Source organism: Rouxiella badensis (genome assembly GCF_026967515.2).
Classification (GTDB): domain Bacteria; phylum Pseudomonadota; class Gammaproteobacteria; order Enterobacterales; family Enterobacteriaceae; genus Rouxiella; species Rouxiella badensis.
The window spans coordinates 4,499,574-4,514,865 of sequence record NZ_CP114062.1 but is presented as its reverse complement, the minus strand read 5'-3'; the positions used below and the strand labels follow the sequence as shown (position 1 = coordinate 4,514,865).

Genomic DNA, 15,292 nt, shown 5'->3' with positions numbered 1-15,292 from the left:
CGGTGAAGAGAAATAAAGCCGAAAAATCACAATGAACCTAGAACAGATTACCGACCTCACCGAACAGGATATGGCTGCAGTTAATGCGGCAATTCTCGAACAGTTGAACTCTGATGTTTCGCTCATCAATCAACTAGGATATTACATCATTAGCGGTGGTGGTAAACGAATTCGCCCGATGATTGCCGTTCTTGCAGCTCGCGCCCTTGAGTATCAGGGCGACAAGCACGTCACCGTCGCTGCGTTGATAGAGTTTATCCACACGGCGACCCTGCTGCATGACGATGTGGTTGACGAATCGAATATGCGCCGCGGTAAAGCAACCGCCAATGCGGCCTTTGGCAACGCAGCAAGCGTTCTGGTGGGTGACTTTATCTATACCCGTGCGTTCCAGATGATGACCGACCTGGAATCACTTCCGGTGCTGGCGTTGATGTCTAAAGCAGTAAACGTCATCGCAGAAGGTGAAGTGCTGCAGTTGATGAACTGCAACGACCCGGACATTACTGAAGAGAGCTACATGCAGGTTATCTACAGTAAAACGGCGCGTCTTTTCGAGGCAGCGGCACAGGCATCAGCGATGCTTGCCGGCGGTAATGAGGCACAGGTTAGTGCCTTGCAGGACTACGGTCGTTACCTCGGCACTGCGTTCCAGCTGATTGACGATCTGCTGGACTACGACGCTGACGGAGAAACGCTGGGCAAAAACACTGGCGATGACCTTAACGAAGGCAAACCGACCCTTCCACTTCTGCACGCGATGAAAAACGGCAGTCCGGAACAGTCAAGCATGATACGCCTGGCTATCGAAGAAGGTAACGGCAGGCATTTGCTGGAGCCGGTTCTGCAAGCCATGCATCAATGGGGTTCCCTGGTATATACCCGCCAACGTGCAGAGGAAGAAGCAGACAAGGCTATCGCCGCGCTGCAAATATTGCCTGAGTCGCCTTATCGTCTCGCGCTAGAGGGTCTTGCCCATCTGGCCGTGAAACGCGATTTCTAACTGAATCTTTTTTAAGCAACATCTGGCTGGCAGGGTCCCTCCCTATGGGGTGCCTTGCCTATTCACACTGTCCCTCATTGACGCTCTTTTCTCTGGCTGGCCCTAAACGACTAATTATCGCCATCATCCCCTCGCGTACAATGAACGAAATAATCTGTTCACGTTCCGAATCTTTGAGCTGTTTATAACTCTCAATCCATATCAACAGGGGGTCATGATAGGAAGCACAAAGATATTCAGCGGATTTTTCCTGAATGATTAATGCGGGTTTCATCATTTTCGGTAGACTATTGATATGATATTCCACCGCCCTTCCCTGAACACCCACGCGACGGCGTTTTTCCCATTCTTGCCGTCTGGCCATTCCATGGATACCCTGCGTTGAAGTCGGCAGACCATTTAATCCGACGAGATCCCTTGCTGAAAACCATTCCTTTTTCATGGCGATCCTTTTAATTGTCTTAAGCTCTAGAAGTCACGCAGCCCATGTTTGCGGTCACGCAATCTACAGTTAACACATAAGGTAACTCATTTACATCAACGGTTAATTAGAAATTTAGTTCGTTAAAAATTAATAATTTGAGAAAATATCTATTTAATAAATGGTTTCATCCAATACATTCAGCCTATTTATCATTTCAGTCAAACCTTCCCGAACAATAAAGGTTATAACCTGCCTTCTCTCTATTTCATCTAGTTGCTTATAACTTTCAATCCAAATAACCAGCGGATCCTGATAATGAGAATAAAGATACTGTGCCGACTGTTCTTTTAGCACTAAATTTGAAATTGTTTTAACCGGGAGACTGTCTACATGATATTCAACGCCTCTTCCCTGGACACCAAACCGCCGACGTCGAACCCAGCTTTGCCGTCTTGCCATACTGTGGACTCCCTGAGTAGATGAAGGAAGTCCAGTAAAACCAATTAGTTCCTTCGCTGAAAACCACTCTTGATTCATAAACTTTCTCTCTTGTTATCTCATCTATTTACGTAATGCAAATTATAATCTCCACATCGAGATAATAACTCATATTTCAGGGTAATAGGCTAGCACCTGCATTTACATAGAACGTTTAACTTATACCACTACACAATACGCCTATGCATCACGAAATTAAAACCTGGCGCAGCATAATCGTGATGAAATATTTTTATTGAGAATAATAAAATTAAATGAGTCATTTAACTCTCTAAGGTAAGTTGAGCTTAATATCTAATAAATAATCCTTACAAAAACCATTACTTTCATCATGATATAATTTAAAAAAGCATTTCAGATAAACTTTTTTAGGAAACATGAAATCAAACCACTCATTTAATATTACTTCACGTTTCTAAAAAAACCTCGCCCCTTAAAGGTAATTGGCTTCTAATAACATGACGATTTGCGATAAAATATAACCATTACAGATAGTTGAGACAGGCAATGAAATTGCATTGCGGCTTTAAATAACAGGTACAACTAATGATTAAAAATAATCATTAATTTTTAGAAAGTAATTTGAAGTCATCTCGGAAATTTGCTCTTATATGTTTCTCAATGCAAAGGTTAATAATCGATTGACTTAAACGATCACGTGCCAGCTCATAATACAAGGGAGCAATTATGCTTTTACGGAAAGAAGATTGGCATCACGCGGATATTATCGCGTCGCTGCATAAGCAACGCACCACTCTGGCAGCTTTATCACGCTCTGCCGGATTAAGTTCTTCAACGTTGGCAAACGCGTTATCGCGACCGTGGCCAAAAGGAGAGTGGATAATCGCTAATGCCTTGCAGCTACATCCTTCAGAGATATGGCCAAGTCGCTATTTCGACCCAAAAACCGATGAATTAATAGAAAGAAAAATGCGCAAACACACTCAGCAGATGCCTAAGCCTGACCTCGCGGGGGATTAACGTATATTGTCCTAACAAGACAGCCGCTGAAGATTAAACAATAAAACCGCCGGAGGGATCCCCGGCAGGTTTTAAAATATTAATAGGATAGGCAGGTAATATTATTCTCGTAAATAACTTATGGTAAATCACGGCATCAAACTTATTAATCAATGCGTTATTATTCCGTGTTTGATGAGAGCATTTTTCAGACACGGTTTCAAAATGATCACTTGTTGACGAACTGCTCCCCAAGTTCGATATCTTTATGCAGTACGGAAAGCATGGCATCAAGCGCCTGCTTTTCGAATGCGCTTAAATGACCGATCTCCTTAAATTCTGCAATACCATTTTTGCCCAGCAATACCGGCTGTGCAAAGAAGCGCGCATATTCACCGTTCCCCTCGACATAAGAGCATTCAACCACGCCGGATTTTCCCTGGAGAGCATTAACCAGTGAAAGTCCTAAACGCGCGGCCGCCTGTCCCATGGAAAGCGTAGCTGAGCCGCCACCCGCTTTAGCTTCGACGACTTCGGTGCCTGCGTCCTGAATATGCCGGGTCAAGCTTTCGACCTCACTGTCCGAGAAACTGACGCCGGGGATTTGGGAAAGCAAAGGCAGAATAGTGACGCCAGAATGGCCACCAATCACCGAGACCTCAACCTCTTCTGGTGACTTGCCCTTCAACTCTGCGACAAAGGTATTTGCCCGCAGCGTATCAAGGGTGGTCACACCAAACAGTTTGTTCTTGTCGTACACACCTGCTTTTTTGAGTACTTCCGCGGCAATCGCAACCGTACTATTCACCGGATTGGTGATAATACCGATGCAAGCACTTGGACAGGTGGTGGCAATTTGCTGTACCAGGTTTCGAACAATACCCGCGTTTACATTAAAGAGATCCGAACGATCCATACCGGGCTTACGCGCTACCCCGGCCGAAATCAGCACCACCTCCGCACCTTCGAGCGCAGGGCGTGCGTCTTCGCCGCTAAATCCTTTAATTTTTACTGCCGTTGGGATATGGCTGAGATCGACCGCCACGCCCGGCGTAACGGGTGCGATATCATACAGAGAGAGTTCAGAGCCTGACGGCAATTGCGTTTTGAGTAGTAGAGCGAGGGCCTGACCGATACCGCCTGCGGCACCAAGGACTGCAACTTTCATCCTATACTCCTTTTTAAATGACGTTAAAAAACACCGCGCATTCATTTACTTAATAACCTTAGTAAACACCTGTATTAAAAACAAACAACCTATTTAGAGATTGCGACGTAGCGCAGAAATTAAATTGTTAAATCATTTTGGTTTATTGAGGTGTTTTGTTTTCTTATCATTGAGATAAAAAAGTTCAGGAATAAAAAATAAAGCGGGGGCATCATGCGAGGATAAAAATTAATAAACAACTATGCGGTTTAATTATCAAAAAAAAATTAATTTTATCCATATTATTTTAAAGTTTAAAAATTAAAAAATTCATAGATTCGGCATATCCATTTCTTGTATTGGGCAGATGGATGAGCTTTATCCCTAAATTTTAACTGTTTCTTCATTATTTGAGGGGAGTTTTATTGCATAAAAATGCAAAATTATGCATAATCAACGAAACTAACATCGTGATGCTATGGGTGCAAAATGCGTAATCCTGCCAAACAGGAAGATTTAATCAAAGCTTTCAAGGCCCTCTTGAAGGAAGAGAAGTTCAGCTCTCAGGGTGAAATCGTTCTCGCACTACAGGATGATGGCTTCGAAAACATCAATCAATCCAAAGTCTCTCGCATGTTGACCAAGTTTGGCGCGGTCAGAACGCGTAATGCCAAGATGGAAATGGTCTATTGTCTGCCAGCAGAGATTGGTGTGCCAACCACCACCAGTCCACTGAAAAACCTGGTGCTGGATATCGACTATAACGACGCTGTGGTAGTAATTCGCACCAGCCCGGGTGCCGCTCAGCTCATCGCTCGCCTGCTTGACTCACTCGGCAAATCCGAAGGTATTCTCGGTACTATCGCCGGTGACGACACCATCTTTATAACACCCGCGCGCAAGTTTACCGTTAAACAGCTTCACGACGCTATTCTCAGCCTGTTTGAGCAAGAGCTTTAACCCGTTTCTGGTCAGCAGACGTAGCGCTGCTGACCCGCCTATCACCAAACACTTCCCTATTCACTTCAACTTTATATACATTTTGTGCGCCCCAATGCACCCTCGCCAGCACGATCCCCTGATAAATACCGCACAGATAGCTCATTTATACTAATTCATTGATTTGTAAAATCTTTAACAAGAAATGAACAATAAACCATCATTTTTTATTCTTTTCGGTTATTAAAAATTCAGTAACGCGGCTTATTGCTCAATAAAATACTATTAGCAAACTATTAATTTTTGCCGTTATTAGACGTATAATTATTTTCGTGATGAGAATCACAGTTCGTGAGTAGATCGCCCAAGGTTATTGGCGTTTGGCGTTCTCTGAAAAACACGAATTCCGTAAGACGAGATTTGAATATCAATTCAAATGCCGCCGATAAACCGGATTTATCGCTGCAAAAACTGATGCATTTTGTTCGCAAACTTTGTTAGCACGGAACGCGCGACGATGTTAATGCATAATGTCCTTTTCAGTCCTGATGAATCCATTAATTAATCTGCGCTCAGCCTGCACACAGCCATTGTCTGCACGCGAAAGGATGCGCAAAGGTAATTGAGGAAATTATCATGAAAATCATTACTGCTATCGCCGCTCTGGGTTTACTTTCCGCTGTTTCATTCGGTTCTTCTGCTGCACAGTTGGTTAATAATCAACAGGCCGAAAATCTGCAACCTATCGGTACCATCTCCGTAAGCGGTATTGATGGCGTGCCAAGTGATATTCGCCAACAGCTGTCACAGAAAGCAGACAGCGCCGGTGCATCATCTTATCGCGTAATTGAAGCACGCAATGAGGGTAACTATCACGCTACCGCCGAGATCTATAAATAAGAATTTGGATCCTACTCGATCACTGCGTTTTATTGCTTTACCGAACCCTCGTCGTCCTGTCCGACGACACCCTTTTGCCCTCGCTTGCGAGGGCTTTTTTTTAAGGGTCAAAAACTTATTTCTTGCCGCCTTCCTGCGCTTTATGTTCCAGCGCGGCTAACAGTTTGCCGTGGATCCCACCGAAACCGCCGTTGCTCATCACCAGAATGTGATCGCCCGGCTGTGCGGTTTTGGCAATCATCTCAACCAGCGCGTCAACGTCAGCATGCCAATGCGCAGGCTGAACGCAGCGCTCAGCAACTTCTGCGACCTGCCAAGGAATATTGTGCGGCTGCAGCAGGAAGACTTCATCGGCACGTCCCAGTGAAGGCGCCAGCTCATTTTTACTCATTCCCATCTTCATGGTGTTGGAGCGCGGCTCCAGCACGGCAAGAATGCGCGCGGTGCCGCCGACTTTGCTGCGCAGGGCAGCCAGCGTGGCGAGGATGGCCGTAGGATGATGCGCGAAATCGTCATAGACAGTCACACCGTGGGCTTCACCGCGCAGCTCCAGGCGGCGACGCGCGTTGATGAAGCTGCCTAATGCCTTGCAGGCGTCGGCTGGCGTAACGCCCACGTGGCGCGCCGCGGCAATCGCCATCAGGGCATTATGCATATTGTGCTCACCCACCAGCGACCACGACACTTCACCGGCCACTTCTCCGTTGAGGTAAACCTGGAACTTGCTGGCATCCGGCGTGGTTTTCTTCGCATTCCAGGTGCAGCCTTCGCCAGTGTGCTCCTGCTCGCTCCAGCAGCCCATCGCCATCACCTGCTTCAGCGGAGTGTCATGTTCAGGCAGAATAATTTTCCCCTGTCCCGGCACCAGTCGCACCAGATGGTGGAACTGTTTCTGAATCGCTTTCAGGTCGTCAAAGATGTCAGCATGGTCAAATTCGAGATTGTTAAGCACCAGCGTGCGTGGGCTGTAATGCACGAATTTAGAACGCTTGTCGAAGAACGCACAGTCGTATTCGTCGGCTTCAAGCACGATGAACGGGCTATTACCTAGACGTGCAGAAACGTCAAAGTTTCCTGGTACGCCACCAATCACAAAGCCCGGCTCATAGCCGCAGGCTTCCAGAATCCAGGTAACCATGCCCGATGTGGTGGTCTTGCCGTGGGTACCGGCAACGGCAATCACCCAGCGCCCTGGCAGCACGTGATCATGCAGCCACTGTGGGCCAGAAACGTAGGGAATACCCTGCTCCAGAACCGCCTCAACGCAGGGATTGCCACGCGTCATGGCATTACCGATAACCACCAGATCGGGCTTGGGATCCAGCTGAGTCGGAGAGTAGCCCTGAATCAGCTCAATTCCCTGACTTTCCAATAACGTACTCATCGGCGGATAGACATTATCGTCCGATCCAGTCACCTGATGTCCCTGTGCGCGGGCCAGCATAGCCAGTCCGCCCATAAACGTGCCGCAAATCCCAAGAATATGAATGCGCATAAATTTTCCATTATTGCTCTTAAGTCAGTGGCTATTCTAACGCTCAGATTCCTCCAGAAGAAATGGATTTGCCTATGATCCGTCCATATATTTGGGCTAAACTGCATTCGCTTCTGTAAAAGATTTTTTATAAATCCGTTACTCATCCTAGGATTCAGGGAACGTATCATGAAAACGTTAGGCGAATTTATTGTTGAAAAGCAGCAAGATTTTCCACATGCCACAGGCGAGCTTACTGCGCTGCTCTCGGCAATTAAACTTGGTGCTAAGATTATTCATAGGGATATCAACAAGGCAGGTCTGGTAGACATTCTCGGTACCAGCGGCGTTGAAAACGTTCAGGGCGAAGTTCAGATGAAACTTGACCTGTACGCGAACGAAAAGCTTAAGGCAGCCATGAAGGCGCGCGGCGAGATTGCCGGTATTGCGTCGGAAGAAGAAGACGAAATTGTTATCTTCGAAGGCGAACGCGCCAATAATGCCAAATATGTCATTCTGATGGACCCACTCGATGGCTCATCAAACATCGACGTTAACGTGTCTGTCGGCACCATTTTCTCGATTTATCGCCGTACTTCTCCTCTAGGTCAGCCGGTTACCGAAGCAGATTTCCTGCAACCGGGCAGCCAGCAGGTTGCTGCAGGTTATGTGGTTTATGGTTCTTCAACCATGCTGGTTTACACCACGGGTGCAGGCGTTCATGCTTTTACCTATGACCCTTCTCTGGGCGTATTCTGCCTCTCTCACGAGAAAGTCATGTTCCCGCAAAAGGGCTACATGTACTCCATTAATGAAGGCAACTACATCAAATTCCCACGTGGTGTGAAAAAGTACATCAAGTACTGTCAGGAGCAGGACGAAGCGTCCGGTCGCCCTTACACTTCACGTTACATCGGCTCACTGGCGGCAGACTTCCACCGCAACCTGCTGAAAGGCGGCATTTACATTTATCCAAGCACCGCGAGTCACCCTCAGGGCAAGCTGCGTCTGCTGTATGAGTGTAACCCTATGGCCTTCCTCGCGGAGCAGGCAGGCGGCAAAGCCAGCGACGGTAAAGGCCGTATTCTGGATATCGTTCCGACCAAACTGCACGAACGCGCACCGTTCTTCGTTGGCAACAGCGATATGGTCGAAGACGCCGAACGTTTTATCAAACAGTTCCCTGACGAATAAAAACCCCTACAGGGCTGTTTGCTAACTTACTTTTAGTACCCAAATTCTGGGGTGGCATCGCGCCACCCCGCTTCATTTTAGGAAAAAACGGTCCAGGAAAAGGCAGGAATTCCTGTCGGAGTTGGCTATAATGTCCGGCATTCCATTTCTGGTTCAATAAAGGAAACCAACAATGAGCTTAATTAATGTACCGGCTGGCAAAGATATGCCAGAAGATATCTATGTTGTTATCGAAATTCCGGCCAATGCCGACCCAATCAAATATGAAGTAGACAAAGATACCGGTGCACTTTTTGTTGACCGTTTCATGTCAACCGCAATGTTCTACCCGTGCAACTACGGTTACATCAACCATACCCTGTCTCTTGACGGTGACCCGGTTGACGTTCTGGTTCCAACCCCATACCCACTGCAGCCTGGTTCAGTAATCCGCTGCCGTCCGGTTGGCGTTCTGAAAATGACTGACGAATCTGGCGAAGATGCGAAAGTTGTTGCGGTTCCACACACCAAGCTGAGCAAAGAATACGATCACATTAAAGATGTGAACGACCTGCCAGAGCTGCTGCGTGGCCAAATCACCCACTTCTTCGAGCAATACAAAGCGCTGGAGAAAGGCAAATGGGTTAAAGTTGACGGCTGGGATAACGCAGAAGCAGCGAAAGCTGAGATTGTGTCCTCATTCGAGCGTGCTAAAGCGAAATAAGGCCTGCGCCTGTTTTGTTTTATCTCAAAAAAAACACCGCCCATTGGGCGGTGTTTTTTTACTGACTCAGACGACCTTTATTTTATTCTCACTTCTCTTCTTCCGCACGTTTGACCCAATCCCCACCCTCAATACGTTCCATGCCTTCCAGAGAACGAATATACAGGTAGATCCAGGCACTGCCGTACGGCGTAGAGATTAGCTCTCGACGGTAATCTTTTGTGTTACTTTTCAGTTCGTCAAGCTCAGCCATGATGGATGAGTTGATGCGGTAAACTTCGCAGTAGATCTTCCCTTCTCCGGGGATTGCTGCCGGATAGTGCCCCAGATCATACAGGGCATAGCCGTCAAGCTCGTGGTCACCCAACCACTGAGCGTTTGTCATCCAGTGACTATTACCTTGCTTGCGTCGTAAACTGCCGTAGACAATTATTCGCATGGTTAAAACTCAAACTGATAGAGCAAATCTAATGCCTGGTCGATGCCAGACACCGCTTCCAAATACAATTTAGGCATCAAACGATAGCGCAGAGTCAGGGTCGCCAGCGAGTCAAAAATACCCACCCCGTATTTAACCTGCAGCCCAGGGAGGACATAACCACTGACCACTACCTGAGAGCTGTCCCCAACGCCTTGCGTATCAAGCGACAGATTACTGACGCCAAATGCCTCACCGATTTTACCCACAAGTTTGCCACTTTGTGCAACCCCCATGCCGATAAGCATTGAGGTCATGGCGCTGCTGTCGGCCCCCGAACTGTCCAGCCCCTGTCCACGTAACAAATAGGACAGCGCTTCCTGCTGCGACATGGTCGGGTCAGAGAAAACCTCCAGCTTAGGCGCATCTGCATCACCGGTCACCCGCACGCCTGCCACCACGTCATTCTCGGTGGAATCCGGATTACGGATAGCCTCGATGTTGAGCAGCGGCTGGTCAGCAGGGCCTGAGAACAGCAGTTGGCCTTTTCTGACGATTAAATCTTGTCCGTAGGCATGGAACCGGCCTGAAGGGATATCAATCTGGCCGTTTAATCCCAACCCACGTTTGTCCTGTACGACCTTGAGCGCGCCTTTCAGACGAGCCTTAAGACCAAAGGCATCAAGTCGAACATCATCTCCGATGTTCACCACAAGGTTAGTGTTGATAGGTATTGAGGTCGACGCTGGTGCGATCGGCTGACGCTGATCGTTTAGCATAACCTCATCGGACGATACCCCAACCGCGCTCTGCGGAAGTTCCTGAACCGTGATACGTGCCCAGGGAATATCAACCCTACCGTTCAACGAAAACGCCTGCGGTGTAGCATCAAACACTAGATCAGGCGAGACATCAAGCCGAACCATCGGTGGAACCGATACCCTCACCTTATCTCCCTTCGCAGCGATGCGCGCACGCCAGTTATTGGGGTCATTCCAGTCCGCATTGCCGTTTAACGCCAACTGACCGTGCGGGGTCTGAATCACACCGTCGAGCAGCGAGGACATACCGTTAAAGTTGATATTAAGATTAGCATTGGTGATGTCAAACGGCATGAACTGCGCATCGATATCGACATTAGTCAGCGCGAGTTTGCCATAGACCTGCGGTTTTTGAGCGTTACCCCCCACGCGCAGATTGGCGTTAAGGATCCCCGAGGCCTTCTCGCCGTCCATCAGTGCCGGCTGAAGCAGTGCCATCGAGATACGGGTCAGGTTGACGTTGCCGCTCAGATTACGTCGGCCCATCGGGTCCGCGATTTGAAGATTACCGTCAAGCTGCCCGTTGTTGGCAATCTTGATCATCCAGTCAAGATTCGCACGACCGTTTTGCAGCCCGGCGTTTACGTTGAGCGTATCAAAGGCAACTGGCAGAGGGTTACCCTGCACCAGCTGCTGTACCTTAACGCCTTTACCCACCAGTGACACACTCGCCTGCGGCAATCCCCCCTGCGCTTTCCACGCGACGTTAGCCTTGCCGCTAAACTGTCCTGCAAGCTGGGTATCATCGGTCAGGAAAGGTTTGAGCATCGCCAAATCGAAACGATTGAGGACAATGCTGGCCTGTCCGCTGGTGCCCGCGTCGAGGGTAGTCGGCACGCAGACGTCGGCGTTCGGGTTCTGCCAGCAGTGGGGGCCAACGGTGACGCGCTGTTCGGTGTTGAAATAGGTCAGCGCAATCGGCCGCGTCAGACGCCAGTCACCTACCGGGGTATTGAACAACGTATTGCTGATGTTGCCCTTCCATTGCTGTGTCTTGCGGTCGAAGCTGCCGTTCACGGCCAGATGTCCCCCGACCGGCTTACCGGTAATATTCAGGTTGAGCTGATGCTGCTTCTCATTACCCTTGGCATCCAACGTGATGTCGCTGATGTCCAGCGCATCCTGCTTCAGCTGCTGAACCTTCACCGCCAGCGTGCCCTGAATCTGGTCGCTCGAGGTCACATTGCCCTTGATGCTCACCCGGTTCACGCTCATCGCCTGCCAGCGTACATTGCTGGCCGTCAGGTCGGCCAGCAGCTGAGGTGCCTTGAGGTCACCACGTACCTGCACCAGGCCTTTAACTACGCCGCCGAGCCCCGGCAGCGCGCCGTCAAGATGTGGCGCATCGATGTTGGCATCCAGCGCCCATTTGTCGGCGAGTTTACCTTTAACATCGAGATTGTTGCGGCCCAGCTCAAGATGAAGCTGTGGAATATCCCACTGGCCGTAGCTATTACCGCGCAGATTACCGCGCGCCTTGACCAGATTCTTTTTAACGTTGCCGTCCAGCTCCAGCGTCGGTACCTGCAACTGCCACGTCCCGCCATAGAGACTGCCGCGCATGGCAATTTTACCGGCCAACCTGGCTGGCCACTCTGGCCATTGTTTCGCGGTGTCGATATTGCTTAGCGTCAGCTGAGTGTTCCAGCTCACCGCCTTGCTCCAGTCAACCACGCCGCTGAGGTCGGTATTGCCCTGTAGGGCCGCCAGGCGCATCAGCTTGAGCTTGAACTGCTCAAGGTTACCGGTGCCGTCGAGCGTTAACGATGCCGGGGGCAGCTGCTCGCCGGTGAAGCTCGACCGCAGCGACAGCGCATAGTCGGTCGCCTTGCCGCTGAACTTCATATTGAAGCCTTTTATCTGATACTGCGGGGTACCGGTCAGCGGCCATTGTAGGGCCTCACTTTGCAGGGTGAGGTCCAGAGGCAGTCCCACCTCCGCCAGTTCGGTTTGCAGCGCCAACTGAGCACGCACCGGCCCAGAGAGATTGACACCGACCTTCAGTTGCTTACGCAGCTCACCCTCCACGGTCAGTTTCACCTTCTCACCTTTCAGCGGGTCGATGTTCACTGCGGTATTGACGGTCATATTCACCGGCCAGCTGTCGGTCAATTCAGCCTGACCGATACCATCTATGGATCCCTGCGGTGAACGCACCTCGAGTTTATCCAGTCTAACCCGCTGATTTTCAGTGGTAAATTTCAACAACAGACGATTGACCAGCAGGTCGGTATCGCCGGTCAGACGCAGGTTTTCGCCGGTAATCTGCTGGATTGTCAGGTCCAGCGGCAGTGTAAAGTCCGGCAGATTCGGTAACAGCGGCTTGTCAAATATCGCCTTCAGCGTATCGCCAATCGGTGGCTCCGGCGTGGCAGGCTTCGGCGCTTCTGCCGGTTTGCCGGTGACCTTTTCACTCACCTTGGCGACAGCCTTGTCCGTCGCTTCCTGCACCACCGGCGGCAACGGATGCTGTGGCGTCTTTGGCAACGCCACCAGCAAACCGTTGATCTGGGTTGGCAGCATCGTTAGCGCACGGCCTTTCCACTCGATACCGGTGCGGAATTCGGCTAGCGATACCGTCTCGTCGTCAATAGCGACGCTGACGTTGTTAAGCGTGAGTAGACGTAGCCTGATGGGATAAGGCGTGCTGAGGTTGGTCAGCGGCTCGCTGGACTCGGGCTCCGTCTTCGTTGACGGCGTCATCTCGTTGGTTTTTACCACCACGCTGACGTCCTGCGCCCGCACGGCATTGATGCAAAGCTGGCTGTGACGCAAGCACGACAAGTCCACCGACAGGTGGAACTCGCCGGCCTTCACGTCGACGCCCGGCATTTTATATTCCACACCTTTCAGCGTCAGACTCCGCCAGCCACCGTCAACGTTGGCGATGGATAATCCCGGCACAAAGCGCTGCGCGCCGTTGAGCACCAGATGCAAGCCGGTTTGGGTGCCGACCAGAAACGCAACGGCACCCATCAGCAGCAGTAAAATAATCAGAAATGCCAGGCAGATCTTTTTAAACAAACTCATAATTCTGGACCCAGGCCGATGTAAAATTGCACGTCATGATTGGTTGGATTGCCTACTGGCGTCGCGATATCCAACTTAACCGGGCCAATAGGTGACGCCCAGCGCACGCCCACACCGGCCCCGGTTTTGAAATCGCTTTTGGAGATGTCATTGACCGCTTCACCGCTGTCGACGAACACCGCACCCCACCATTTTCCGGTGACGTTATACTGGTATTCCACCGAGCCGGTCGCCATTTTAGAGGCCCCCGTCAGCTTGTCGTCGCTGTCTCTCGGCGAGATGGACTCATATTTATAGCCGCGAATGCTGCGATCGCCCCCGGCAAAGAAGCGCAGCGACGGCGGCACTTTCTCGAAATCGTTAGTCTCAATCCAGCCAACGTTGCCCCTAAACACGAAACGGTTTCGGTCGCCTAACATACGGATCCAGACGTTTTGCGCCTGAATAATCGCAAAGTCGATATCAGAGCCCCAGGCGGTATCGGAAACGTCGAGAGAGTAGCGCTGCGAATCACCCCAGGTTGGCATCAGGCCACCGCGTGAGCGGGTACGGCTGAGCGTGACGCCCGGATAGATAAGCATGGTGGTATCGGTAACAGTACCCTGGGTAAAGTGGTCAAGACTCCAGCGCAGGTTGACGGAACGTTGCCAGCCACTGTTGCTGTCCCAGTAGCGCGCTACGGTGGCGGTGCTTGAGTCAGACTTGGTGTCGTTGAGATCGATACGCTTAAAGCCGCCACCGAGGGTGTAATACTGCTGAAGCGGATCTTTAAGCAGTGGGATCTTATAGGTGAGATCCAAGGTCTGCTCTGGTGCAGAAAGGCTGATCGAACTCTCAAGGCTCTGCCCACGGTCGTTCAGCCAGGGTTTCTTCCAGTTGGCCTTCACGCGTGGGCCGACGTCGGTCGCATAACCGCCCCCCAATTCAAGGGTATTACGCGTGCGCGGCGTCACCACTGCGTTCAGCGGCAGCGTCTTGCTGGCTTTCACCTCTTTACTGTCGAATTCGGGAGACACCACCACCGAGTTAAACCAGCCGGTGGCGGCCAAACGACGGTTCAGCTCGGCGAGCTGCGCGGAACTGTAATAGTCGCCCTGATGAAAGGGCACCACGTTTTGCAGATAATCTTCGCGGATCTGCGAACCGTTGAATATCACCTTACCGAAGCGATAGCGCTGTCCGCTGTCGAAATCAATGTCCCAAAAGGCCTGATACTTGTCTTCAATCACGCCAAGCTGGCTTTTACGCATGTTGGCGTCAAAATAGCCTTTACGCAGCGCGAGGCCGCTCAGCGCACTTTTGAAGCCGTCGTAGGTGCCGTGATTGAGGATGGTACCGTTAGCCGGCACTTTGGTCTTCTTAAGTGCTTCAAATTCGGTATCGTCTTTCGCCTGCCCTTCGATAACCACCTGGGTGCCGGCGATTTTAACCGGCGTGCCTGCGGATACCTTGGCAATCAGAACCGGACGACCCGGCGGTGGCGTCTGGACAAAGTTGAAGTCGATGGTGGGCTGATAATAGCCCAAAGGACGCAGCCCAAGCTTTATCGCATCGCTGACTCTTGCGCGAAAACGCCCGTCGGCAGACACCTCATCACTCCCAATGGAAGAAAGGCGCACGCGTACGTTTTTTTCGAGATCCCCACTCAGTCCTTCCAACTGAAGCCGCACTTTCGCAGCGTAGGATAACGGGGGTGCCAGCAGTACGGCTAACAAACAAAGTTCACGGTATCGTGGCACAAGCTCTCCTGCTATGTTTCATTATCCTGGTAAAATATCTAT

General features: G+C 50.3%; 13 protein-coding genes. 6 read left to right on the top strand and 7 right to left on the bottom strand.

All coding sequences use genetic code 11. The features are described 5' to 3' along the window. Positions 1–31: 31 nt before the first annotated feature. The gene (gene ispB, locus O1V65_RS20880; protein WP_269129992.1) at positions 32–1,003 is read left to right on the top strand and encodes an octaprenyl diphosphate synthase; all 972 of its coding nucleotides are present in this window, start codon (positions 32–34) and stop codon (positions 1,001–1,003) included. A gap of 58 nt (positions 1,004–1,061) precedes the next feature. On the opposite strand, the gene O1V65_RS20875 is transcribed toward ispB, so the two are convergent. Together O1V65_RS20875 and O1V65_RS20870 are read right to left on the bottom strand one after the other, a co-directional pair. After that, the gene (locus O1V65_RS20875) at positions 1,062–1,445 is read right to left on the bottom strand and encodes a DNA-binding protein (protein ID WP_084913025.1); all 384 of its coding nucleotides are present in this window, start codon (positions 1,443–1,445) and stop codon (positions 1,062–1,064) included. A gap of 153 nt (positions 1,446–1,598) precedes the next feature. Then, complete coding sequence (locus O1V65_RS20870) at positions 1,599–1,964, bottom strand: DNA-binding protein (protein ID WP_017492903.1); 366 nt, start codon at positions 1,962–1,964, stop codon at positions 1,599–1,601. Between the two features lie 648 nt (positions 1,965–2,612). Here O1V65_RS20870 and O1V65_RS20865 point away from each other — a divergent pair. Next, entirely contained in the window at positions 2,613–2,906 is a 294-nt protein-coding gene (locus O1V65_RS20865; protein ID WP_084912695.1) for a helix-turn-helix domain-containing protein, read from the top strand. Between the two features lie 208 nt (positions 2,907–3,114). On the opposite strand, the gene mdh is transcribed toward O1V65_RS20865, so the two are convergent. Continuing rightward, complete coding sequence (mdh, locus tag O1V65_RS20860) at positions 3,115–4,053, bottom strand: malate dehydrogenase (protein WP_017494327.1); 939 nt, start codon at positions 4,051–4,053, stop codon at positions 3,115–3,117. A 468-nt stretch (positions 4,054–4,521) separates the two neighbouring features. Here mdh and argR point away from each other — a divergent pair, with 468 nt between their 5' ends. After that, entirely contained in the window at positions 4,522–4,992 is a 471-nt protein-coding gene (gene argR / locus O1V65_RS20855) for a transcriptional regulator ArgR (protein WP_017494328.1), read from the top strand. 615 nt (positions 4,993–5,607) lie between these two features. Next, the gene (gene yhcN / locus O1V65_RS20850) at positions 5,608–5,871 is read left to right on the top strand and encodes a peroxide/acid stress response protein YhcN (protein WP_017494329.1); all 264 of its coding nucleotides are present in this window, start codon (positions 5,608–5,610) and stop codon (positions 5,869–5,871) included. Positions 5,872–5,986: 115 nt separating this feature from the next. Here yhcN and mpl read toward each other — a convergent pair whose 3' ends face one another. After that, positions 5,987–7,366, bottom strand: a complete 1,380-nt coding sequence (gene mpl / locus O1V65_RS20845; RefSeq protein ID WP_017494330.1) for a UDP-N-acetylmuramate:L-alanyl-gamma-D-glutamyl-meso-diaminopimelate ligase — start codon at positions 7,364–7,366, stop codon at positions 5,987–5,989. Between the two features lie 168 nt (positions 7,367–7,534). Here mpl and fbp point away from each other — a divergent pair, with 168 nt between their 5' ends. Continuing rightward, positions 7,535–8,539 carry a class 1 fructose-bisphosphatase gene (fbp, locus tag O1V65_RS20840; protein WP_084912694.1) on the top strand — a complete coding sequence of 335 codons (1,005 nt, stop codon included), beginning with the start codon at positions 7,535–7,537 and terminating at the stop codon, positions 8,537–8,539. Between the two features lie 172 nt (positions 8,540–8,711). Beyond that, positions 8,712–9,242: an inorganic diphosphatase gene (gene ppa, locus O1V65_RS20835; RefSeq protein ID WP_017492211.1), complete on the top strand. Its 531-nt coding sequence runs from the start codon at positions 8,712–8,714 to the stop codon at positions 9,240–9,242. Positions 9,243–9,330: 88 nt separating this feature from the next. On the opposite strand, the gene O1V65_RS20830 is transcribed toward ppa, so the two are convergent. The 3 genes from O1V65_RS20830 to tamA are packed head-to-tail and all read right to left on the bottom strand — an operon-like array spanning position 9,331 to position 15,250. Further along, positions 9,331–9,681 (bottom strand): gamma-glutamylcyclotransferase family protein, encoded by a 351-nt coding sequence (locus O1V65_RS20830; RefSeq protein WP_026110568.1) that lies wholly within the window; start codon positions 9,679–9,681, stop codon positions 9,331–9,333. A gap of 2 nt (positions 9,682–9,683) precedes the next feature. Next, positions 9,684–13,511, bottom strand: coding sequence for an autotransporter assembly complex protein TamB (gene tamB, locus O1V65_RS20825; RefSeq protein WP_269129991.1), 3,828 nt, complete (start codon positions 13,509–13,511; stop codon positions 9,684–9,686). Next, entirely contained in the window at positions 13,508–15,250 is a 1,743-nt protein-coding gene (gene tamA / locus O1V65_RS20820; RefSeq protein WP_026110567.1) for an autotransporter assembly complex protein TamA, read from the bottom strand. The genes tamB and tamA overlap by 4 nt, the downstream gene beginning before the upstream one ends. Between the last annotated feature and the right edge of the window lie 42 nt (positions 15,251–15,292).